Annotated in this window: 19 protein-coding genes and 1 tRNA gene; 18 read left to right on the top strand and 2 right to left on the bottom strand. The window is 62.6% G+C overall.

Translation table 11 applies throughout. The annotated features are described in order from the left end of the window. Window positions 1-123: 123 nt before the first annotated feature. The 16 genes from AC0KWY_RS16795 (at window position 124) to AC0KWY_RS16870 (ending at window position 18,553) form a co-directional block, all read left to right on the top strand. The gene (locus AC0KWY_RS16795; protein ID WP_474026618.1) at window positions 124-795 is read left to right on the top strand and encodes a response regulator transcription factor; all 672 of its coding nucleotides are present in this window, start codon (window positions 124-126) and stop codon (window positions 793-795) included. After that, on the top strand, window positions 773-2,287 hold the full coding sequence (locus AC0KWY_RS16800; protein ID WP_474026619.1) for a sensor histidine kinase N-terminal domain-containing protein: 1,515 nt from the start codon (window positions 773-775) through the stop codon (window positions 2,285-2,287). Before AC0KWY_RS16795 ends, AC0KWY_RS16800 begins: the two co-directional genes overlap by 23 nt. A 69-nt stretch (window positions 2,288-2,356) precedes the next feature. Next, window positions 2,357-2,432 (top strand) — tRNA-Phe (locus tag AC0KWY_RS16805). Between the two features lie 551 nt (window positions 2,433-2,983). Then, a complete protein-coding gene (locus AC0KWY_RS16810; RefSeq protein ID WP_474026620.1) occupies window positions 2,984-5,731 on the top strand; it encodes a PAS domain-containing sensor histidine kinase in 2,748 nt (915 codons plus the stop codon). Window positions 5,732-6,190: 459 nt separating this feature from the next. Next, on the top strand, window positions 6,191-6,835 hold the full coding sequence (locus tag AC0KWY_RS16815; protein WP_474026621.1) for a response regulator: 645 nt from the start codon (window positions 6,191-6,193) through the stop codon (window positions 6,833-6,835). A 186-nt stretch (window positions 6,836-7,021) separates the two neighbouring features. Further along, entirely contained in the window at window positions 7,022-9,574 is a 2,553-nt protein-coding gene (locus AC0KWY_RS16820) for a PAS domain S-box protein (protein WP_474026622.1), read from the top strand. 107 nt (window positions 9,575-9,681) lie between these two features. Then, a complete protein-coding gene (locus AC0KWY_RS16825) occupies window positions 9,682-10,047 on the top strand; it encodes a response regulator (RefSeq protein WP_474026623.1) in 366 nt (121 codons plus the stop codon). After that, window positions 10,047-11,303 (top strand): methyl-accepting chemotaxis protein, encoded by a 1,257-nt coding sequence (locus tag AC0KWY_RS16830; protein WP_474026624.1) that lies wholly within the window; start codon window positions 10,047-10,049, stop codon window positions 11,301-11,303. The genes AC0KWY_RS16825 and AC0KWY_RS16830 overlap by 1 nt, the downstream gene beginning before the upstream one ends. 9 nt (window positions 11,304-11,312) lie before the next feature. Next, window positions 11,313-11,618: an STAS domain-containing protein gene (locus AC0KWY_RS16835; RefSeq protein ID WP_474026625.1), complete on the top strand. Its 306-nt coding sequence runs from the start codon at window positions 11,313-11,315 to the stop codon at window positions 11,616-11,618. A gap of 15 nt (window positions 11,619-11,633) precedes the next feature. Then, window positions 11,634-13,862: a chemotaxis protein CheA gene (locus tag AC0KWY_RS16840; protein ID WP_474026626.1), complete on the top strand. Its 2,229-nt coding sequence runs from the start codon at window positions 11,634-11,636 to the stop codon at window positions 13,860-13,862. A 15-nt stretch (window positions 13,863-13,877) separates the two neighbouring features. Continuing rightward, window positions 13,878-15,503 (top strand): methyl-accepting chemotaxis protein, encoded by a 1,626-nt coding sequence (locus tag AC0KWY_RS16845; RefSeq protein ID WP_474026627.1) that lies wholly within the window; start codon window positions 13,878-13,880, stop codon window positions 15,501-15,503. Between the two features lie 9 nt (window positions 15,504-15,512). Continuing rightward, window positions 15,513-16,058: a chemotaxis protein CheW gene (locus AC0KWY_RS16850; RefSeq protein ID WP_474025690.1), complete on the top strand. Its 546-nt coding sequence runs from the start codon at window positions 15,513-15,515 to the stop codon at window positions 16,056-16,058. 32 nt (window positions 16,059-16,090) lie between these two features. After that, window positions 16,091-16,684, top strand: a complete 594-nt coding sequence (locus AC0KWY_RS16855; RefSeq protein ID WP_474026628.1) for a chemotaxis protein CheD — start codon at window positions 16,091-16,093, stop codon at window positions 16,682-16,684. Beyond that, window positions 16,684-17,496: a CheR family methyltransferase gene (locus AC0KWY_RS16860; RefSeq protein WP_474026629.1), complete on the top strand. Its 813-nt coding sequence runs from the start codon at window positions 16,684-16,686 to the stop codon at window positions 17,494-17,496. The genes AC0KWY_RS16855 and AC0KWY_RS16860 overlap by 1 nt, the downstream gene beginning before the upstream one ends. Then, on the top strand, window positions 17,493-17,738 hold the full coding sequence (locus AC0KWY_RS16865; protein ID WP_474026630.1) for a hypothetical protein: 246 nt from the start codon (window positions 17,493-17,495) through the stop codon (window positions 17,736-17,738). The genes AC0KWY_RS16860 and AC0KWY_RS16865 overlap by 4 nt, the downstream gene beginning before the upstream one ends. Then, window positions 17,717-18,553, top strand: a complete 837-nt coding sequence (locus tag AC0KWY_RS16870) for an HDOD domain-containing protein (protein ID WP_474026631.1) — start codon at window positions 17,717-17,719, stop codon at window positions 18,551-18,553. Before AC0KWY_RS16865 ends, AC0KWY_RS16870 begins: the two co-directional genes overlap by 22 nt. A 281-nt stretch (window positions 18,554-18,834) precedes the next feature. Here the strand turns inward: AC0KWY_RS16870 and AC0KWY_RS16875 are convergent, their stop codons facing one another. Together AC0KWY_RS16875 and AC0KWY_RS16880 are read right to left on the bottom strand one after the other, a co-directional pair. After that, window positions 18,835-19,371 (bottom strand): cytochrome b/b6 domain-containing protein, encoded by a 537-nt coding sequence (locus tag AC0KWY_RS16875; protein WP_474026632.1) that lies wholly within the window; start codon window positions 19,369-19,371, stop codon window positions 18,835-18,837. A gap of 58 nt (window positions 19,372-19,429) precedes the next feature. Further along, window positions 19,430-19,687 (bottom strand): PepSY domain-containing protein, encoded by a 258-nt coding sequence (locus AC0KWY_RS16880; RefSeq protein ID WP_474026633.1) that lies wholly within the window; start codon window positions 19,685-19,687, stop codon window positions 19,430-19,432. Window positions 19,688-20,030: 343 nt separating this feature from the next. Here AC0KWY_RS16880 and AC0KWY_RS16885 point away from each other — a divergent pair, with 343 nt between their 5' ends. Next, the gene (locus AC0KWY_RS16885; RefSeq protein WP_474026634.1) at window positions 20,031-21,281 is read left to right on the top strand and encodes an HD-GYP domain-containing protein; all 1,251 of its coding nucleotides are present in this window, start codon (window positions 20,031-20,033) and stop codon (window positions 21,279-21,281) included. A gap of 30 nt (window positions 21,282-21,311) precedes the next feature. Beyond that, complete coding sequence (locus AC0KWY_RS16890) at window positions 21,312-21,512, top strand: hypothetical protein (RefSeq protein WP_374326952.1); 201 nt, start codon at window positions 21,312-21,314, stop codon at window positions 21,510-21,512. Window positions 21,513-21,514 lie beyond the last annotated feature (2 nt).

Raw genomic sequence — 21,514 nt, forward strand, 5'->3', positions numbered from 1 at the left:
AGGTCGGGCCTACCCCCTGAGCCCAGGATGAACCTGAAGCTCCGAGACCATAAAAGGAGAACAGCCCGTGCAGGTTACTACAATTCGCTTACAAAATGCTTACGTCGCCAGGGGGGCTGCATCATGCGTATCCTGATTGCCGAGGACGATACGATCATCGCCGACGGACTCTGCCGTTCGTTGCGTCAGGCCGGTTATGCGGTCGATTGGGCGGCCAACGGGCATGACGCAGATACCGCCTTGCTCACGGTTTCCTACGATCTGCTGATCCTCGACCTCGGCCTGCCCAAGCTTTCCGGTCTCGAAGTGCTGAAGCGCCTGCGGGCGCGCAATTCGCAACTGCCGGTCCTGATCCTGACCGCGCTTGACGGCACGCACGACCGGGTCAAGGGGCTCGATCTGGGCGCCGACGACTACATGGTCAAGCCGTTCGAGCTGGCCGAGCTGGAAGCCCGTGTCCGGGCGCTGACCCGGCGTTCGTCGGGGACGGCGCCGACCATCCTGTGCGGTGCGCTGAGCTTCGACCAGGTTGGCCGGGTGGCGCAGATCGACGGTGTGCCGCTCGAACTCTCGGCGCGCGAGATCGGCCTGCTCGAGGTCTTGCTCAGCCGGATGGGGCGCCTGGTCAGCAAGGATCAACTGGTCGATCACCTGTGCGGCTGGGGCGAAGAAGTCAGCCACAACGCGATCGAGGTGTACGTCCACCGCCTGCGCAAGAAGCTGGAGTCCGGCGGGGTCAAGATCGCCACTGTTCGCGGCCTGGGTTACTGTCTTGAGCGACCGCAAGGCGAATGACGCCGGGCGGGCCGGCACGCCCTCGCCGGAGGCCGAGCGCTCGCTGTTCGGCGAGATTCTCGACTGGATGCTGGCGCCGCTGCTCTTCGTCTGGCCGCTGAGCATCGCCTTCACGCATTACTTCGCCAACAACGTCGCCAATTTTCCGTATGACCAGTCGCTGCGCGAACTGGTTGCCACGCTCAGTCGCCAGGTGCAGTACGTCGACGACAAGCCGGTGGTCGCGCTGCACGCCTCGACCCGGGCGCTGCTGCGTGCCGACGAGATCGACAGTGTCTATTTCCACGTCGTCGACGAGAACCGCAAGCTGCTGGTCGGCGACCGCGAACTGCCGATTCCGGAAGGGACCGGCAAGGGCAACCTGGTGCCCGGCGAAGTCTATTTCCGCGACCTCGAGTTCAACGGCCAGGAACTGCGCATCGCCTATTCCTACCTGCTCGATCCGCAACGGCCGGACAAGCACTGGCTGCTGGTCGAGGTTGCCGAGACCACCGAGAAGCGTACCCAGCTTGCCAACCGCATCGTCGCCAGCGTCATCCTGCCGCAGTTCATCATCATCCCGCTCGCCGTCATGCTGGTCTGGTTTGGCCTGTCGCGCGGTCTGCGACCGCTGACCCGGCTGCGCCACACGATCGAGGACCGCGATCCCGGCGATCTCTCGCCGATCGCCACGCGCCGGGTTCCAGAGGAACTGGAGCCGCTGGTCGAGGCCTTCAACGAGATGCTCGAACGCATGAAGCGCAACGTCGAAGCGCAGCAGCGTTTCGTCGCCGATGCTGCGCACCAGATGCGCACGCCGCTCACCGGCCTCAAGACGCAGGCCCAGTTTGCCGCCCGCGAAACCGATCCGGCCGCCTTGCGGCACGCTTTGCGCCAGATCGCCACCGGCGTCGACCGCGCCGGCCGCCTGGTCAACCAGTTGCTGACGCTGGCTCGTACCGAGGGCGGTGAGCTGAGCCAGCAGCAGCATGCGCCAACCGACCTGACGCAGTTGCTGCGCGAGGTGGTCGAGGACTGGGTGATCGTCGCCCTCGAAAAAGGTATCGATCTCGGGTTCGAGTCGCCCGGTCCGGCGATGATTTCGGGCAACGAGTTCATGTTGCGCGAACTGATCAAGAACCTGATCGACAACGCCTTGCGCTACACGCCGGCCGGCGGTCACGTCACTTGTCGCACCATCGTCACCGAGGTCAGCGTGCTGCTGGAAATCGAGGACGACGGGATCGGTATTTCGGAAGAGCAGGCCGAACTGGTCTTCGAGCGCTTCTACCGGGTCGATGACGCGACCACCGAAGGGAGCGGCCTCGGGCTGGCCATCGTCCAGGAAATCGCCAGCCAGCACGGGGCGCGCGCCATGTTGCGGCCGAATCCCCGGGGCAAGGGGGCGGTCGCCCGGGTCGTCTTCAGCGCCTGGCACCCGCCGCTACCGCCGCGGCCGCCGCCGGAAGATTATGCCGAGCTCTACCGCCAGTCGCCGCCGATCGGTCCGTGAGTGGAGCGGCAAATCGGCGAGAATCCTCTTGCACAAGGCGGGGGGCGTCGCTATAATGCGGCCTCCTTTGGCCAAGTAGCTCAGTTGGTAGAGCAGCGGATTGAAAATCCGCGTGTCGGTGGTTCGATTCCGCCCTTGGCCACCAAAAGATTTCTGCATTTAGCCCCGGTCACTGACTGGGGCTTTTGCTTTCCGGCGCCGTTGAAGGCGCTTCCTGCCGGCGCGAGTTGGTCGGCGGGCAAGGTTTTCGTGCGCCCCGGTGCCGGCCGCGCGATCACCTTCCTCTCGCTGTTCCGACAAGTGCCCGGGTGCCCGGGGAAAAGATCGTCCGGCATCAGGTCAATCAACGGATCAAGGCGAAGTGACAGGTAGGCGTGGCCGTCGATCATTGCCTGCTACGTCCGGAAAATCAGCTCAGCCAGCTTCTTGGTCGGTCGGTGGGGGGCGCCGGTTAGAGCCCTCCGCAGTGCTCCGCGAGCAAGCGCAACTGCGCTGAGTTCGGATCAATGGTGCCGTCGCTGCCAAATCCGGTTGCGTCAGGGGAACCGCCAGTCTGCAATTCCTCCTACATATCCAGCGTCGGCTGGAGGCAAATCAGCGGATCGAAGTGCCAGGTGTCAGCAGTGCCCATTGTTGAGCACATCGGCATAATTACGAGTCGGGAAGCAGCGATTCGGTAGCTCGTCGCATGACAGCTTGACCCTCTACGGCAAAGCCGAAATACTGCTGCCGATTGTTAGGGGGGGCACCGATGAAATATGCAAATGGTTTCCAGCCAGGCATGCCACTTTGGCTGCATCGCTGGGAAGTCCAAAAATGATCACGCCCGTGCAATCGGAATGTCAGCCCCTCCCTCAGGCACACTTTCGTGCCGCGTTCGACAACCTGCCTTTTCCTGCCTGGTTGAAAGACACGGAAAGCCGGTTTCTTGCCGTCAATGAAGCGTTCGCGGCAACCTTTGGTGTCGCTGAGGCGGAAGCCCTGATCGGCAAGAGCGATTTCGATATTGCGCCGTATGAATTGGCCGAGGCTTATCGCGCCATCGACCGGCAAGTGCTCATGTCGCGACAAAAGCTGATCGTCGAGGAGGAGATATTCACACGTGGTCAGCGTTTGTGGTTTGAGACCTACAAGGCACCGGTTCTGGATGCAAACGGCGAGTTGCTCGGTTGCGTCGGCTTCGCCCGTGATATCAGTGAACGCAAGCAAATTGAAGTCCAGCGGGAAAAGGATCGTGAGCGCCTGGAGCTGGCGCTGGCCGGTGGGGATCTCGGCATGTGGGACTGGCATATTCCGAGCGGCCGGGTCCTCTTCAACGAGCGCTGGGCCTCAATGCTGGGAGAGTCGCCGGAGTTGCTGCCGCCACACATAGAAAGCTGGCGCAGTCGCCTGCATCCGGAGGACAGGGGCAGGACCAAAGCCGCCTGGATCGCGCATCTTCGCCGCAAGACGCCAGCCTACGAATCGGAGCATCGGGTTCGGCATCGCGACGGTCAGTGGATCTGGATACTCGATCACGGCAAGGTGCTCGAATGGGATGCCAATGGGCGCCCCCTGCGTGCAGTGGGCACGCATCTCGACATTACGGTGCGCAAGGAAAATGAGAGAAGGCTCAGGGAGAGTGAGGAACGCTTCCGGCTCATCTTTGAAAACACCGGTGAAGCAATCATCTTCGCTTGGCCGGATGGCCGCATCGAGACCGCCAACCCTGCTGCTCATAACTTGCTTGGGCTAAGTGAAGAAGAGTTGCGCAAGCTGGGGCGCGCCGGGATTGTCGATATGAACGATCAGCGCTTGCGCGACGGCCTCGTCGAACGTCTACGTACCCGCCAGGTGCGTGGCGAACTGACCTGCATCCACGGTAGTGGACGGCATTTTCCGGCCGAAGTCATTTCGACTCTTTTCGTGGACAGCAAGGGGGAATTGCGCAGCATCAACCAGTTTCGCGATATCACCGCGCGCAAACGCCGGGAAAGTGAGCAGGAAGAGAACCGGCAACGCCTCGAACTGGCACTGGCCGGCGCCGATCTGGGGATGTGGGATTGGCACCTGCCAAGCGGTCGGATCAAGGTCGACGCCCGTTGGGCTGCCATGCTCGGCGAACCAGCGGGGCAGGTGGCGCAGCAGGTCCAGATCTGGGAAAGCCGCTTGCATCCAGATGACATCGATGCGTTCAAACTGGAGCTGAAGCGTCAGTTAGCCGCCGATTCCGGGGCTTTCGAAAACGAGTACCGCCTGCGTCATCGCGACGGTCACTGGGTCTGGATTCTGGGCCGCGGCAAGGTGGTCGAGCGGGATTCCGCGCAGCGTCCGCTGCGCGTCGTCGGTACTCACCTTGACGTCACTCGGCGCAAGGAGGCGGAGCAACTGTTGCATGATCAACTGCACCTTCTTCGCCTACGGGACAACGCCTTGTCGGCGATTTCGCAGGGGGTGTTGATTACCGACGCGGAGCAGCGTGTCACTTATGCGAACAGCGCTTTCGAGGCAATCACCGGCTACTCGATGGTCGAAATTCTAGGCCGGAACTGCAGTTTTCTGCAGGGGCCGGACAGCGACGCCAACAGTCGGACGGCAATCCGTATCGCCCTACAGACCAGGCAGCCATTTCATGGTGAACTCCTGAACTATCGCAAGAACGGAACAGCATTCTGGAATGAACTTTCGATCACCCCGGTCTTCGATGCCGATGGGCGGATCAGCCAGTTTGTCGGTGTGCTGCGAGACGTCACGGCCCGCAAGCGGGACGAGGAAATGTTGCGCGATCAGGCTCGGAGAATCGAATCCCTGTCGCGACGTCTGCTGGCCGCCCAGGAAGAAATGCGCCGCCGCCTGGCCGCCGACCTGCATGACCGGACAAGTCCGAATCTCGCGGCCGTCTCGATCAACATCGGACTCCTGGCTGAAACCTTGTTTTCGAGAGGCAACGACGAGATCACCGAGCGCCTGGAAGACACCCGTGCCCTGATTGAAGACACCGTTGCCAGCATTCGCGAGATCAGTGCCGAGCTACGTCCGTCGCTGCTTGATTACGCTGGCCTTCTTTCTGCCATCGAAAGCTATGCGCAGCATTTCCGGCGCCGCACCGGCATCGCAGTCAGCATCCATTCGTCGGCGCAGTTGCCGCAACTGACATCGGAACTGGAGTCGGTGTTGTTCCGCATCTTCCAGGAAGCTCTGACCAACGTCGCCAAGCATGCACAAGCCACAAAGGTCGAGGTTGAAATCGCACCGGGGCATTGTTCCCTGGACTTGACTCTCAGTGACGACGGGCGCGGGTTTGATGCAGGGCGGCTCGGCGGGCCATCCTTCGGTAGCGGGCTGGGGCTGATCAATATGAAGGAAATGGCAGAGTTTGCAGGCGGCAGCTTCGCTTTCGAGTCCGATGTGGGGCACGGCACAAGCATTCGTGTCCGGATTCCCTCCAGTCCGGCAAAGAACTGACACAGGCCAGCACCGCCCCCGGGCGTTTCCGGTGAGACGAGCGAGGCTCACGGCGCCAGGGACTCAGATATTTGGGGCAATGTGACCTATCCCGATCCTGCTGCCTTGGTGCCGAATACAGGTAAACAGGTAGCGCGGCTAGGGGTTTTCTGGGATACCGCATGCTGTGGTCAATCGATATTATCCGTTGCACTATAAATAAAACCGGTTATTTGTTGAATTTTGTATTTGCATGCCGTCAGCAAGACTGACGGAGACGGGGCGAGGCAAAGGGAACGCCGGCTACAGGGGAAGCGCCGATGAGACATGGCGCAATTGGCAAATGAGACAGTGCGGTACGGTGTAGTAAGAATTCCTCCTTGGAGATTTTTGCCCTTATCTCTCCGGAGGGTGCCACGAGCTTGCTCTAATCGCATTCCGGCGAGGTTTTCGTGCGAATTCAGTCGTCACTAGTCCATCATGACAAAGCGCATTCTCCTTGCCGATGATCACCGGATGTTCCGCGACGCATTGCGTCTGCTGCTCGAGCGCGTGCCACGCCTGGTGGTTGTGGGGGAAGCGGGGAATGGCAATGATGTTCTGCCTCTGGCGCAGCAGACCGGAGCGGATATCGTATGTATGGACATCGGCATGCCGGGGATGAATGGCATTAAGGCTGCCCGGCAGTTGCGGGCTGCATTGCCTGCGACAAAGGTGATCGCATTGTCCACCTACGCGGAACGGCGCTACGTGCTCGACATGTTCGATGCCGGCGTTGCCGCTTACGTAACCAAGGCAGAAGCCAGTGATGAGCTCCTGCGCGCCATCGAGGCTGTACGCCGCGGGCGCCACTATCTGTGCCCCGATGCCGCGACCTTGTTGACCGGTAATGCTTCGCTTCCAACGTTGCTCGGCACTCCGCAGCAACCCCAACTCAGCCCTCGTGAGCGCGCAGTCCTGATACAGGTGGCCAAAGGATGCACCTCGATCCAGATTGCCGAGCAGATGAACATCGCGCCGTCCACCGTCGAGGTGCATCGCCGCAACATCATGCGCAAACTCGACCTGCACAGCGTCGCCGAATTGACCCGTTACGTCATCAGTTGCGGTTTCGACCAGGATTAATCGATTTCTTGCGGACTGCATCTACCGGCATCCGGGTAGAAGAAATAGGGCCTTTCCTGAATATCGGCGTCCGGGGCCCATAGATATCATCTTCGGCATAACAGAGACATACGACATCAGGTTATCGCCAGCCCCTTCGTTTTCCTGTCGTGGCCAAACGAACTGGCTAGTTGGGGATAGATCACGATGGATATCGAACCGAACACCCGTTTGCAGGAGCAGGCAATGGTTGCCGAAAGCGCCCGGATTGCGCTGCGCAATGGCGATTTCATCGGGGCAAGGAAACTGTTGATCAGCAGCGGAGAGAATCCTGCTGTCTGGGCTGAACATCTCTGTCGCTACCAGATTGAACTGGAAAAGCAGATTGACGAGTTGCAGCATGCCCGGAATGCAAGTTCGCAAGCGTTTGCCAATTTTGTCGGTCAATTGAAGCAGCTTCCGCTGCCATGTTTCGAAACGGATATCGACGGCATCATCACTGGCGTCAATGTCGAAGCAAGGCGCTTTTTCGACCCCGGGCTTGGTTCGTTGCGGACCGATTTCCTCCCCGATCTGCTCAGGGAGGATGAGCGGGAACGACTGGAGGGAGCGCTTCGCATCGCCGCTCAGCTGGGGAGCGCGTGCTTGCGGGCCCTCCACCTGTCTACACCCGGCAAGGGCGAATGCCGGAGAGACTTGTACCTGGTGCGTTTGCCGGAGTCTCCAACGCAATTCCTGGGCATGCTGCTTGATCCGGCCGCGGGGGGCGCTCCGGAGTCGTTGTCGAAGTCCGGAAATTCCGTTCTCGAGTCAAACGAAGCGCGGCTGCGCGCGATTCTCGGGACGGCGCCGATCGGCATTGCAGTCATGGATGCGGAGCGGCGTTTCATCGAGGTCAATCCCGCCCTGTGCGCGCTGACAGGTTATTCAGCGGACGAACTGCTCCATCAATCATCACGCAAGCTTTATCTGGACGACGCAAGCTTCGCCAGGGTCGGGCGGGACAAGTTCAGTTGCTTCGCGCACGGGGCGACTTACGAAATCGAGCTGCAAATGTTGCGCCGCGATGGGCGGCCGATCAACGTTGCGCTCTCGGCGGCACTGTTGGCGGGAAATGGCTCCGAGCATCTGTCGACGGTAATCGTTCAGGACGTCACGTCCTGTCGGCAGATCGAGAGCGAACTTCGCTTGCGCGTGGCGGCGCTGGATGCTGCGGCCAACGCGATCATCGTCACGGAGGCCGACGGTACCATTCAATGGGCCAATGCGGCCTTTTTCGAGATGAGCGGCTACGCGGCGCGCGAAGTGTTCGGCCGGCGCCCCGGCGAGCTGCTGCGCAGCGGTCAGCAGGATCCCGGCGAGTATGCCTGCCTCTGGCGGACGATCAGCAGCGGCCAGGTCTGGAAGGGGCAACTGATCAACCGACGCAAGGACGGCAGTCTCTACCACGAATTCCAGACGATCACGCCGATCCCCGACGGAGCCGGCAACATCCGGCACTACATCGCCGTCAAGCAGGACGTCAGCGACCGCGTCCGGAACGAACAGGAACTGGCGGCCTATCGCGAGCACCTCGAGGAACTGGTTGCCGAGCGAACGGCCGACCTGCAGAAGGCGCGGATGAATGCCGAGCGCCTGAGTCAGGTGAAAAGTGAATTCCTGTCCAACATGAGCCACGAGATCCGCACGCCGATGAATGCCGTGATCGGGCTTGCCCAGGTTGGCGCGCGCAATAGCGCCAACCGCCAGTGCGGGGAGACCTTCCGCCGGATTCTCGAGTCCGGCGAGTTGCTGGTGGCGATCATCGACGACATCCTCGATTTCTCGAAGATCGAAGCCGGCAAATTGCAGCTCGAATCGCATCCGGTCTGCCTGCAGCGACTGATCGACCGGGCCGTCGATCTGACGGCGGAGCGCGCGCGGGGCAAAGGCATCCGTTTTTCCATCCGCAAGGACGACAAGCTTCCCGAGGCCTGCCTGGGCGACGAAACCCGGATGCTGCAGATCCTCATCAACCTGCTTTCCAACGCCATCAAATTCACCGACTGGGGAAGCGTCGTCCTCGAAGCCGGTGTGGTCGAAGAGCGCTTGATGTTCCGCGTCATCGACACCGGTATCGGCATGACCCAGGAACAGATGGGCCGTCTCTTCTCTCCTTTCGAGCAGGCGGAAACATCGACCACCCGTCGCTTTGGCGGTACCGGACTCGGTCTCGTCATCTGCCACCGTCTGCTCGAAGCCATGGCGGGGGAGATCCGGGTGGACAGCCGCAGCGGCTTCGGCAGTGTTTTCGAGGTCCGGCTTCCCTTGCGGCCGACCGAACTGCCGATAAGGGCGTTGCCGGAAGTGGCTGCGACGGGACCGCGGCTCGCCAATGTGCGCATCCTGGCGGCCGAGGATAACGAGATCAACCGTCTGGTGCTGCAGGAGATGCTGGTTGACGAAGGTGTTTGTCTGACCTGCGTCGAAAACGGGCTGGAAGCGGTGCAGGCGGTGACCAGGAGCGGCGCCGATGTCTGGGATGTCGTACTCATGGACATCATGATGCCGGTCATGGACGGCTATGCGGCGGCAAGGCATCTCCGGGAGATGGCGCCCGAACTGCCGATCATCGGCATCACGGCGCACGCCCTGGCGGAGGAACGCGATAACTGCATGGCCGCCGGCATGGTCGAGCATGTTGCCAAGCCACTCAATCTCGAGCTTCTGGTCGAAGCAATCCAGCGCCATTGCCGGCGTTCTGGAAAGCGCCAGCCATAGCATGCCGTCCCGACAACCGTCCGTGAGGAATGCAAGGCGTGAGCGATTTCCAGTGATTTCCATGAATCAGATATTTCCTGGCGTTTATGTAGGGGGTTACAGTCAAAATGAAAACCATCTTTCTTGTCGATGATTCGGCAACCATCCTGTTGAGCATCTCCGGCATTCTCGCCAAGGCCGGTTATGCCGCCGAAAAGGCCGCCAATGCCGAAGAGGCGCTGCGCAAGCTGCAAGGTGGGCTGAAGATCGATCTCCTGATCACCGACCTCAACATGCCGGGCATGAACGGCATCGACCTGATCAAGGAAGTGCGCAAGCTGCCGGCCTACAAGTTCGTGCCGATCCTGTTCCTGACCACCGAGTCGCAACAGTCGCGCAAGCTGGAAGCAAAGGCGGCCGGGGCTTCCGGCTGGATCGTCAAGCCGGCGACGGCGGACGAGCTGCTCAATACCATCAAGCTGGTTGTCCGCTGATGAACCAAACGCAATTCTTGCAACGCGCCTTGCTGGTTGCCGGCATGGTGGCGCTGGGCGCCGGTGGTGCCGTCTACTTCATGCACGACGTGTTCCATCAAGCTTTCGCGCCGGCCAGCGTGGCCGACGCATTGGGCACGATCTTCATCGTCTGCGTCGCTTTCCTGGGGCAGTACCTGGTGTCACGCGCCTTCTATCGTGACTGGTCGCTCGGCCTGGGTAATCTGGCGGCGCAAAGGGCCAGCCAGGAAGGGGCCTTTCGCCGGGTGGCCGAAGAGGTTTCCGGCGAGCTGCTGCAAGTGCGCGACTTCAACGAAGTGGTGCGCGGCCAGTTGAAGGGCGTCATCGACGACACCGAAAGTGCCGCCTTTGCCATCGTCAGCCAGTTGCAGACGATCGACGAGGTGGTTGGCCGGCTCGATCGCTTCGTCACTCAAACGACTAGCGAAAGCGCCGAGCTGGCCAAGGATTCCGAGATGCGCATCGAGCAGAACCAGGAGGTTCTCAGACGCATGGAGGGCTATGTCCGGCAGCGCCTCCAGGAATCGGAGCAGGACCAGTTGCGAGTGACGCAGGTGGTCCAGGAAGCGCGTTCGCTCGAATCGCTGGTCCAGTTGATCAAGCACGTTGCCGGGCAGACCAACCTGCTGGCGCTCAACGCCGCCATCGAGGCGGCCCGCGCCGGTGAAGCCGGGCGCGGCTTCGCCGTGGTCGCCGACGAGGTGCGCAAGCTGTCGGGCGAGACCGAATCCGCCGTGGTCAAGATCAGCCGGGGAATTGCCGCCGTTGCCGAGCACATCGAAGTGCAGTTCCAGGACAAGCTGTCCAACGTCAACCTGGCCCAGGAAAGGGAGTTGCTCGATTTCTTCTCCTGCCAGATGAACGAACTCGGTCATAGCTACGAGGAACTGATGCGCCACGAGGCCGGTGTTCTGGCGCAAATCCGCGACAGCAGCCGGCAACTGGCGGCGATGTTCATGGAAGCGCAAGCCAGCGTCCAGTTCCAGGATGTCAGCCGGCAGCAGATCGAGCAGGTGATGCAGGCACTGTCGCGTCTCGACGAACATGCCGCCCTGCTGGCGGAGCGTGTTCAGGCCTTCGGCGATCCAGCTTTCGAATACCAGCCGATCGCCAAGCACCTGGAGGCCTTGTACAGCCGCTATGTGATGGAAAGCCAGCGCACCACGCATCAGAGCGCGCTGAAGATGGAAGCGGCAGGCACGGCTGCGGCCGCTTCCCGCATCGAATTGTTCTAGGAGGACATGATGTCTGCCAGCCAGCCCTTCGTCATCAGCAAGGCCCTGACCATCTACCACGCGCTCGAACAGAAGTCGTTGCTGCTCGACGCCCTGGCGGAAACCGACGAACTTGAACTGAACCTGTCGCAGGTGCCCGAGATGGATGCCGCCGGCCTGCAACTGCTGGTCCTGCTGAAGAAGGAAGCGCAGCGGGCCGGCAAGCGGGTGCGTATCGTCGCCCACAGTCAGGCCGTCAGTTCGCTGATCGATTTCTGCAACATGGCCGCCGAGTTCGGCGACCCGCTGGTCATTCCGGCCCGCGAAGCCGCCTGAGAAAAGGAAACGAGCATGGATGAAATCACCAGCGTCTTTGTCCAGGAGAGCCGCGAGCAGCTTGCCGACATGGAATCCTGCCTGCTCCGCCTGGAACAGAATCCGGACGATCCGGACAACATCAACGCCATCTTCCGCGCCGCGCATACGATCAAGGGCGGCGCCGGCGTCATCGAATGTCACTTCATCGAGGCATTCACGCACCGCGTCGAGAATGTGCTCGATGCGCTGCGCAACGGCGCCTTGGCGGTCAGTCCGGCGTTGACCACGCTGCTGCTCGGCTGCTGCGACCATATGGTCAGCCTGGTCGATGTGCTGGCGGCCGGCGAAACCGGGCCGGCCGGCGACCTGCAGACGCAGGGCGACGCCCTGAGCGGGCAACTGCAGGATTTCCTCGACGGCATCGGCGGCGGCGAACCCGCCGCGGCGTCGGAACTGACCGTCGCCGACAACGACCCGGCGGTCGAGGTCGAAAGCTCCGGCGGCGGCATCGTCCTCAACGACAGCTGGCACGTTTCGGTGCGTTTCGGCGAGAACGTCATGCGCGGTGGCGTCGATCCCTTGTCCTTGATCCGCTACCTGGGCTCGCTGGGCGAAATCCTCGCCATCGTAACCATTACCGACGCCATCCCGCTGGCTGAAGCGATGGACCCGGAATCCTGCTACCTCGGTTTCGAGGTCCAGTTGCAGACCCGCAGTTCCAAGGAGGATATCGAGCGCGTCTTCGACTTCGTGCGCGACGAATGCGAGCTGCGCATCCTGCCGCCGAACAGCCGGCTCTCCGAGTACCTCAGGCATATCCAGGAGTTGCCGGAAGACAGCATGCGCCTGGGCGAAATGCTGGTCCGCTGCGGTGCGCTGACCCAGGCCGAGCTTGAGCACGGCTTGAGCGACCAGAAACGCGGCGCCGGGGACGAATCCGCGCCAACCCAGCCGCTGGGCGAAATCCTGGTCGACCACAAGGTGATCAGCCAGGAAGTCGTCGAGGCGGCCGTCGTCAAGCAGGCGCAGGTCAGCGACAGGAAAGCCAGGGAAGCTCGCCTGGTCCGGGTTCAGGCCGACAAGCTCGACCAGTTGATCGACCTCGTCGGCGAGCTGGTGATCGCCGGTGCTTCGGCCAACCTGCTGGCGCAGAAGGCCCGGCAAAGCGAGCTGGTGGAAACCACCTCGGTGCTGTCACGGCTCGTCGAGAACATCCGCGACGCGGCGCTGCAACTGCGCATGGTGCAGATCGGCGACACCTTCAACCGCTTCCAGCGCGTCGTGCGCGACGTCTCGAAGGAACTGGACAAGGAAATCGAACTGCAGATCAGCGGCGCCGAGACCGAACTGGACAAGACGGTGGTCGAGAAGATCGGCGACCCGCTGATGCACCTGGTGCGCAATTCGCTGGATCACGGCATCGAGCCGACGGCCGTGCGTCTCGCCCGCGGCAAGCCGGCCTGCGGCCGGGTCTCGCTCAACGCCTATCACGACTCGGGCAGCATCGTCATCGAGATCGCCGACGACGGCGGCGGTCTGAACAAGGAAAAGATCACCGCCAAGGCGATCGAGCGCGGCCTGATCCAGCCCGGCGAGACGCTGTCCGAGCACGAAGTGGTCAACCTGATCTTCGAGCCCGGCTTCTCGACCGTGGACAAGGTGTCGAACCTGTCCGGGCGCGGCGTCGGCATGGATGTCGTGCGGCGCAACATCCAGGCCCTGCGCGGCACCGTCGATGTCGCTTCGGTCGACGGGCAGGGGGCGACCTTCACCATCCGCCTGCCGCTGACGCTGGCCATCATCGACGGCTTCCTGGTCGGCGTGCACAAGGCGGCTTACGTGATTCCGCTCGATACCGTCGTCGAGTGCATCGAACTGAAGAACCTGCCGACCGACCGCAACTTCATGAACCTGCGCGGCGAGGCGCTGCCCTTCATCCGCCTGCGCGAACTGTTCGAGATTCCGGGCAACGCGCCGCCGCGCGAGAACATCGTCGTCGTCCAGTTCGCCGGGCAGCGCGCCGGCATCGTCGTCGACCAGTTGATGGGCGAGTTCCAGACGGTGATCAAGCCGCTCGGCGCGATGTTCCGGCATCTGCGAGGGATCGGCGGCTCGACCATCCTGGGCAGCGGCGACGTTGCGCTGATCCTCGATGTCGCCGCGCTGGTGCAGAGCGTGACGCTGGGCGAACAGAACCGATTCTCCGAACGGGGCCACGCAGTGGCGGTCCCCCTTTCCTGCAACGCATTCACGCAACACTAATTACGGAGTACTCAAATGTTCAAGAATCTGAAGATTGGCGTCAGACTTGGTCTGGGCTTTGCCATCACGATCGTTTTGCTGGTTGCCCTGGCCAGCGTTTCCCTGTTGCGCATGGCCGACATCCTCGGCGAGACGAAAAGCATCGTCGATGACCGCATGCCCAAGGTCAAGCAGGCCAACGAGATACAGATCAACACGCTGATCATGGCACGGGCGGTACGTAACATGATCCTGGCCGAGGACAAGAACGTCGAGAAGGCCCAACTCGAAGTCATCGCCAATGCGCGCAAGCGTAACGGTGAAATCCTCGACCAGATGGCGCCGACGATCAAGTCGGACAAGGGCAAGGAAATGCTGGGCAAGATGCTGAACAGCCGCGCCCAGTACGGCACGGCGGTGACCGAAATACTGGCGCTGGCCGACACCTCCTCGCCCAGGTACGACCAGAAGAAAGCGATCGTAATGCTATTCGGTGACTATACGCGTACCGCCAACGAATACATCGAGGCGACCAAGGCCTTCATCGATTTCCAGGAGGTATTGGCGGCCAATAGCGGCAAGAGCGCGGTCGAACTGGTCGGTTCGTCGCAGACGGTGATCACCGTGATTTCGCTGGTCGCCGCGCTGCTTGCGGTTCTGTTCGCCTGGTGGGTGACGATCAGCATCACGCGACCGATCAACCAGGCCGTCAAGGCGGCGATGGCGCTTGCCGAAGGTGACCTGACGGTCAAGCTGGAAAGCGACAGCAAGGACGAAGTCGGCCAGTTGCTGAACGCAATGCAGAATATGATCGGCAAGCTGACACAGATCATCGGCGAGGTGCGTACCGCTGCCGACAACCTGACCAGCGCCGCCGGCCAGGTGTCGGCCACCGCCCAGTCGCTGTCGCAATCGTCGAGCGAGCAGGCGGCGTCGGTCGAGGAAACCACGTCGTCGATGGAGCAGATGACCGCATCCATCTCGCAGAACACCGAGAACGCCAAGGTCACCGACGGCATGGCCTCGAAGGCCGCCGCCGAGGCCGCCGAAGGCGGCACGGCGGTGAGCCAGACGGTCGAGGACATGAAGAGCATCGCCAGCAAGATCGGCATCATCGACGACATCGCCTACCAGACCAACCTGCTGGCCTTGAACGCCGCCATCGAGGCGGCGCGCGCCGGCGATCACGGCAAGGGCTTCGCGGTGGTGGCCGCCGAAGTGCGCAAGCTGGCCGAACGCTCGCAGATCGCCGCCCAGGAAATCGGCGACCTCGCCTCGTCGTCGGTCAAGCAGGCCGAACGCGCCGGCACCCTGCTCACCGAGATGGTGCCGACCATCCGCAAGACTTCCGACCTGGTCCAGGAAATCGCCGCCGCCTCCGCCGAGCAATCGTCGGGGGTCGCCCAGATCAACGGCGCCATGGGCCAGTTGAACCAGGCCACGCAGCAGAATGCCTCGGCCTCCGAGGAACTGGCGGCGACCGCCGAGGAACTCGGTTCGCAAGCCGAACAACTGCAGCAGACGATGACCTTCTTCCGCCTTGCCGACAGCGGTGTCGCCGCCGCCCGCAGCTTTGCCCCGCCAGCTCGTGCCGGTGGCCGCCCGGCGACCGCGCGCAGCCACGCCGTGCAGGTCAACGCGGGCGATTTCGAGCGTTACTGAGGAAGCGCCATGGGACAAGTCGTGCACCACAAGGGCTCGGCCGTCGCCGCCAATCGCGGCGCGGCGCCGGCCCAATACCTGACCTTCCTGCTCGGCGGCGAGATGTTCGGCGTCGGCATCCTCAACGTCAAGGAAATCATCGAGTTCGGCAGCATCACCGAGATTCCGATGATGCCGGCCTTCATCCGCGGCGTCATCAACCTGCGCGGCGCCGTCGTCCCGGTCATCGACCTGGCGGCGCGCTTCGGCGGCAAGGTCACCGAGGTCGGACGCCGCACCTGCATCGTCATCATCGAGGTACCGGACGAGGAAAGCCGCCACGATATCGGCGTCATCGTCGATGCCGTTTCCGAGGTGCTGGAGATTCCCGGCAGCGAGATCGAGCCGCCGCCGTCGTTCGGCGCCCGCATCCGCGCCGAGTTCATCCAGGGCATGGGCAAGGTGGCCGGCAAGTTCGTCATCCTGCTCGACATCACCCGGGTGCTCTCGGTCGAGGAGATCGCCATGCTGACCGGGGTCGAAGCGGGCGCCGGCGAAGCGGCGGGCGAGGGCTGAGCCGCCACCGCCACCTGGGCGCCGCCTGAACGATGGACCCCAGCCAGCTTTCCACCCAGGAGATCGAACGCCTGGCCCGGGTCATCCACCCCGGCGCCTGGGCGATCGAACCCGAACGGCCGTTGTCCACGCTGCTCGGCTCCTGCGTCGCCGTCTGCCTGTTCGATCCGCAGGCGCGGGTCGGCGGGCTCAACCACTTCATGCTGCCGAACATCCGGCGGGGCAGTCACGACGACGTCGACACCCTGCTCTCCGGCGCCTACGCCATGGAGTCGCTGCTCAACGCGCTGCTCCTGCGCGGCGCCAAGAAAGTCCGCCTGCAGGCCAAGGCCTTCGGCGGCGGCACCATCATCAATGCCGAGGGGGCGGCGATGAACATCGGCCAGCGCAACGCCGAGTTCGCCAAGGAGTGGCTGGCGCGCGAAGGCATCCCGCTGCTCGCCGCCGATTTCCTCGGCCCCTGGTCGCGCAAGCTGTTGTTCCTGCCGGCCAGCGGCGACGCCTACTGCCGGCGCATGGTGACCAACATGGCGACGGCCGAGACGATCGCCCGCGAAGAGCGCAGCTACGCCGAGACGCTGGTGCAGCAGACGAAAACCACCGACAAGAAGATCGAGCTGTTCTGATGGCCGAACCCAGTCCCATCACCGATCAGGAATTCGCGCTGTTCCAGCGCCTGATCTACAAGATTGCCGGCATCAGCCTGAGCGAGGCCAAGCAGACCCTGCTCGTCGGCCGCCTGACGCGGCGCCTGAAGGCCTACGCCTTCACCAGCTTCAGCCAGTACTACCGGATGCTGGCGAGCGGCGAGCATGCGGAAGAACTGCAGACCATGGTGGACCTGCTGACCACCAATGAAACCTATTTCTTCCGCGAACCGAAGCACTTCGAATTCCTGCGCGAGCGGGTCCTGCCACAGCGCAACAGTGCGGCACCGTTCCGGGTGTGGAGCGCCGCCTGTTCGAGCGGCGAGGAGGTCTACACGCTGGCCATGGCGCTCGCCGAGGCCCTGGGCGACAAAGCCTGGGAAATCGTCGGCTCCGACATCAGCACCCAGGTCCTGGCCAAGGCGGCCGGCGGCCACTACTCGCTGGCGAGGACGGAAGGCATTCCGCCCGGTTTCATGAAGAAATACTGCCTGCGCGGCGTCCGCTCGCAGGCCGGCACTTTCCTGATCGCGCCGGAGTTGCGCCAGCGCACGCGTTTCTACCAGATCAACCTGATGCAGCCGGTCGAAGCCGAGATCGGCGATTTCGAGGTGATCTTCCTGCGCAACGTGATGATCTACTTCGACCCGCCGACCAAGACCCGCGTCGTGCATAACCTGCTGCCCCGGCTGAAATCCGGCGGTTACCTGGTGATCGGCCATTCGGAAACGCTCAACGGCATCACCGACCGCGTCCAGGCCGTGTCGCCGACCATCTATCGCAAGCCATGAAGGATCTGCCCGAGCCGCTGCGCGAAGTCGTCCTCAACCCCGGCGAATTCCATTTCGGCGGCGGCAGAACGCGTATCTCGACGCTGCTCGGCGCATGTTATGGCGCAGCGCCGCTCCGGCTTCTCCTCGAACCGCTTGGCGCGGCCGGCTGCCGTCCAGGCGCCCGCCAGGCCAAGCTGTTCGGCAATACCAACTCGCCGCGTTTGAAGGAGGAAGTGCCGTGGATGTGGATCGCACACTGAGCACCATCATCGCTGAGGCCGAGCGCACTGGCATGGTTTTTCCCACCCATGCCGAGCTGGCGCTGAGCGTCAAGCGCCAGCTCGACGATCCCGATTGTGCAATCGAGTCCCTGATCCGCCTGATTTCCGCCGAGCCCCTGCTTGCCAGTCGTGTTATCTCGATCGCCAACTCCGTGCTCTACCAGCGTTCGGGAAGACGCAACGCCGACCTGCGCGCCGCCGTTTCCCGACTCGGCTTCAACACCCTGCGAGCGCTTGCCACAGCCGTCATCATCGGCCAGATGGCGAACATGGTCAGGATACCGGCGCACCGGGCGCTGGCCGAGCGCCTCTGGGAACACTCGGTGCATGTCGCTGCGCTGTCGCGCGTGATTGCCAGTCGTGTCACCCACCAGGATCCGGAGACGGCCTTTTTTGCCGGCATCGTCCATGAGATCGGCGGTTTCTACCTGATCTCCCGTGCGGCTGCCTTCCCCGGTCTGCTGGAGGAAGACCTGGCCGCCTGGGTGGGGGAAAAGGAGGCGCAGGTCGGACGCTTCGTGCTGCATGCCCTCGATGTTCCGGAAAACGTACTGAATGCCATGGAGGTCCTGTGGAGCGGCTATCTGGCCATGCCCGCCGCATCGCTTGGCGACACCCTGTTGCTCGCCGATCGACTGACCCCCATCGAATCCCCGTTGGCCGAACTCTCAGGGCTGGGACGGCAGGGGATGGCAGTGGACATCGAACAGCAGGTCGATGGCGTCGAACTCAGCGCCATCCTTGCCGATTCTGCGGACGAGGTCGCTGCCCTGGTCGTCGCACTCAAAGGCTAGTTCGCGTTGTCACTCGGTCGGGCCGGCGAATTGTTCCCGTATCGCCGCTCGCCCGAGGCTGACGCCTGGCTCGGAAATCGAGCGTTCTGGCTGCGGCTTGCGCCTGACTGCGCTCTGGTGCGCGTGAGGCGGGGTAACTGTCTGTTTGTGTCGTGAGTTCTCGGTCGGGCGTTTTGCTTTTCGAGCCGGTCGCGGCCGAAGCGGAAGGTTTTCTGAAGCAGGCAGAACGGGATGCCTGCCCAGAGCGTCCCGTATCCGTTCTGACGTGAAAGCGTAGCGGCTCAGCCTTGTTTCTTGACGCCGGTGATCATCGCCAGGACCAGGTTGGTGCGCTCGAGGCGGCCCATCACGATCGCTGCCAGGGCATGCAGGCCGGCGAGGGTAATCAGTGTCGAGGCCAGGACTTCGTGCAGTTCCTGCAGCCATTCCTCGCCCCAGAACATGTCCGTTCCCTGCAGGTAGCCGGTGACGCCCAGTCCCAGGACGATGGCGATCAGGGTCAGCATCATCAGCGCGCCCAGGGGGTTGTGTCCCGGATGGGGATCGGCCTTTCCCGTTCGCATGGCCTGCAGATGGCTGCGCAGACGCGCCGGCGTCGGGAAGAAATCGGCAAAGCGGGCGTGCTTGCTGCCGATGAACCCCCAGACGATCCGGGCCAGGACCAATGCGCTGGCGAAGTAGCCGAGCCATTGGTGCACGGTTTCGCCGTCGTCGATGGCAAAGTAATTGATCAGGACGCAACTGACCAGGCTCCAGTGGAAGAGGCGGACGAAGCGGTCCCAGACTCGGATGCTGCGGGGGGTAGTAGGTGTATTCATGGATTCGCTGAAGGGGTTGCCGGCTTCACCAGGGAAGCCGGCAGATTGCTGAAGAGGCTTACTTGCGTTCCATCTCGGCGCCGGTGCTCGGGTCGTAGTAGATCTCGACCTTCTTGCCATCCTTGTCGAAACCATAGATCTCGTAGCACTTGCCCTTGGAAACCTTGAAGGTCTTGATCTGGTAGCCCTGGGCGGTGATCTTGGCCTTGAAGTCGGCTTCCTTCATCCACTTTTCTTCGGGAACGGTACAGGTCGGACCGGCGATGGCGCTGCCGGCGATGAAGGTGGCGATGAGTGCGCTGATCAGTTTGTTCATGTTTCAACTCCGTAAAAGGATTTGCAGGGAAGGGTTCCGTATCTGGAACTGACGCCAGTTTATGCCTTGAGGCTTAAAACAAGCTGAAGGAAAGGATGCCTTTGGTATTTTTTGATGGGCCGGGGCGCATTCTTGCCAGGCTGCGCGGGGCTGATGAAGGCTGTGGCCTTGGTGCGTTTGGCGACAATCTATGACCTTGGTATTAGAAGGGTGGCCATTTTGCTGGAAAGGGTGTAAAAACCGTCTGTGACAAATCAGGCAACAGTGTGCATTCCCCGTTGGGAAGTCCTGTGGCGACAAGGTGCGGAGTCCGATGGCGGTCTATAGTTCAAACCAGCATTGCGTGGCGAAGTTGCTCGACCTTTCCGAGACACATTCGATCGTCGCGACACAGGATATTTACGACGAGCAGGGGTTCAAGCTACTGGCCAAGGGCGCCGAGGTTTCCCGCGACATGCAGGATCGCCTGTTGCTGCGCAAGCTGAGGGCACCGCTGGAAAGCTCGCTGTCGGTACGTGATGGCCTGACGGTCGCCGAAATCCTGCAGGGGGCGCTGGAATTGGTGGATCAGAATCCGGCGCTCGAAAGCATTGCCGGCAGCCGGGCGGCGCGGGAAATCCTGCGTGACGGCAAGGATCTGCACATTCCGCCGCCCTTGATGCTGTTGATGACCTGCGTTCGCCATACTTCGGCCGACAGCTTCCGGCACAGCCAGGTGGTCGCCGCCCTTTGTGCCGGTATCGCCGCCGAGCTCGAGGCGTCCGCCGCGGAAGCCCGCACCCTGCTGGTGGCCTCGATTCTGCACGATCTTGGCGAAATCTACGTCAATCCCGATTACATCACGCGCCAGGGCCATCTTTCGCCGCAGGAATGGAAGCATGTGGCGACTCATCCCCGCGTCGGCGAGTTGTTGATCCGTAGCCTGACCTCGATGCCGCAGGGCGTGCTGGCTTGCGTTGGCCAGCATCATGAGCGGCACGACGGCAGCGGTTACCCGGCGCGTCTGACCCGCAAGGAGCAACACGACCTCGCCGGTTGGATGGCGGTGGCGGATTCGGCGGCGGCGCTGATCAACCGGGGGAATTCCGGGGCCAGCCAGGTTTCGCTGGCCTTGCGCATCGTCCCCAAGGAGTTCGACCGGAAAGCCGCCGACGTGCTGATCCGCGGCCTGCAAACGCTGAAGGTGGCGCCGCAGGCCCGCACCGACACGAAATGCGTCGATCGTGCGCATCGCCTGCTGGCGCATATCGAAGCGGTCGGTGTCGCCCTGCAGGAGGTGGCGGGGAAGCGCTTGTCGAATCCCCTGGCCGAGATCGTCAGCCGGGCACTCCACCTGCTTGAAGGGTTTGCCCGCTCCCTGCGTTCAACCGGCATCCTCGATGCGGCCAGTCTGTCCGGTGCGGATGCCTGCGACCAGGGCTTGCTCGAGGAAATGCAGCAGATCGTCAACGAAGTCACCTGGCGCATGCGCAACCTGGGGCGCAACATCTACCTCGGGGTCGATGCCTGCGACGATCCGGTGGCCAGCGAAGGCATGGCGGCGATCATCGCCATGCTCGATACGGCAGCCCGGCCCGACGCCGCTCCGGGCTGACAGCCGGCGCCACGCTGGCTATCATGACGCATGCTCAAATGGACTCCGCAACCGGGTAATCTGGCGCTCTACGTCGGCAGGACGCGGGCGCAGTCGCGCAACGTCATCGTCGTCGCCGAAGCCTGCGCCGGCCGCATGGTGGTCGAGGCGATCGGCCGTCGCGGCAGCAAGGTGCGGCTGACCGTCGGCCGCGACAGCCTGCGCCAGCCGCAGCCCGATCTCTTCGCCTGATT

The sequence above is a fragment of the Azonexus sp. MM2026_4 genome (assembly GCF_055901855.1).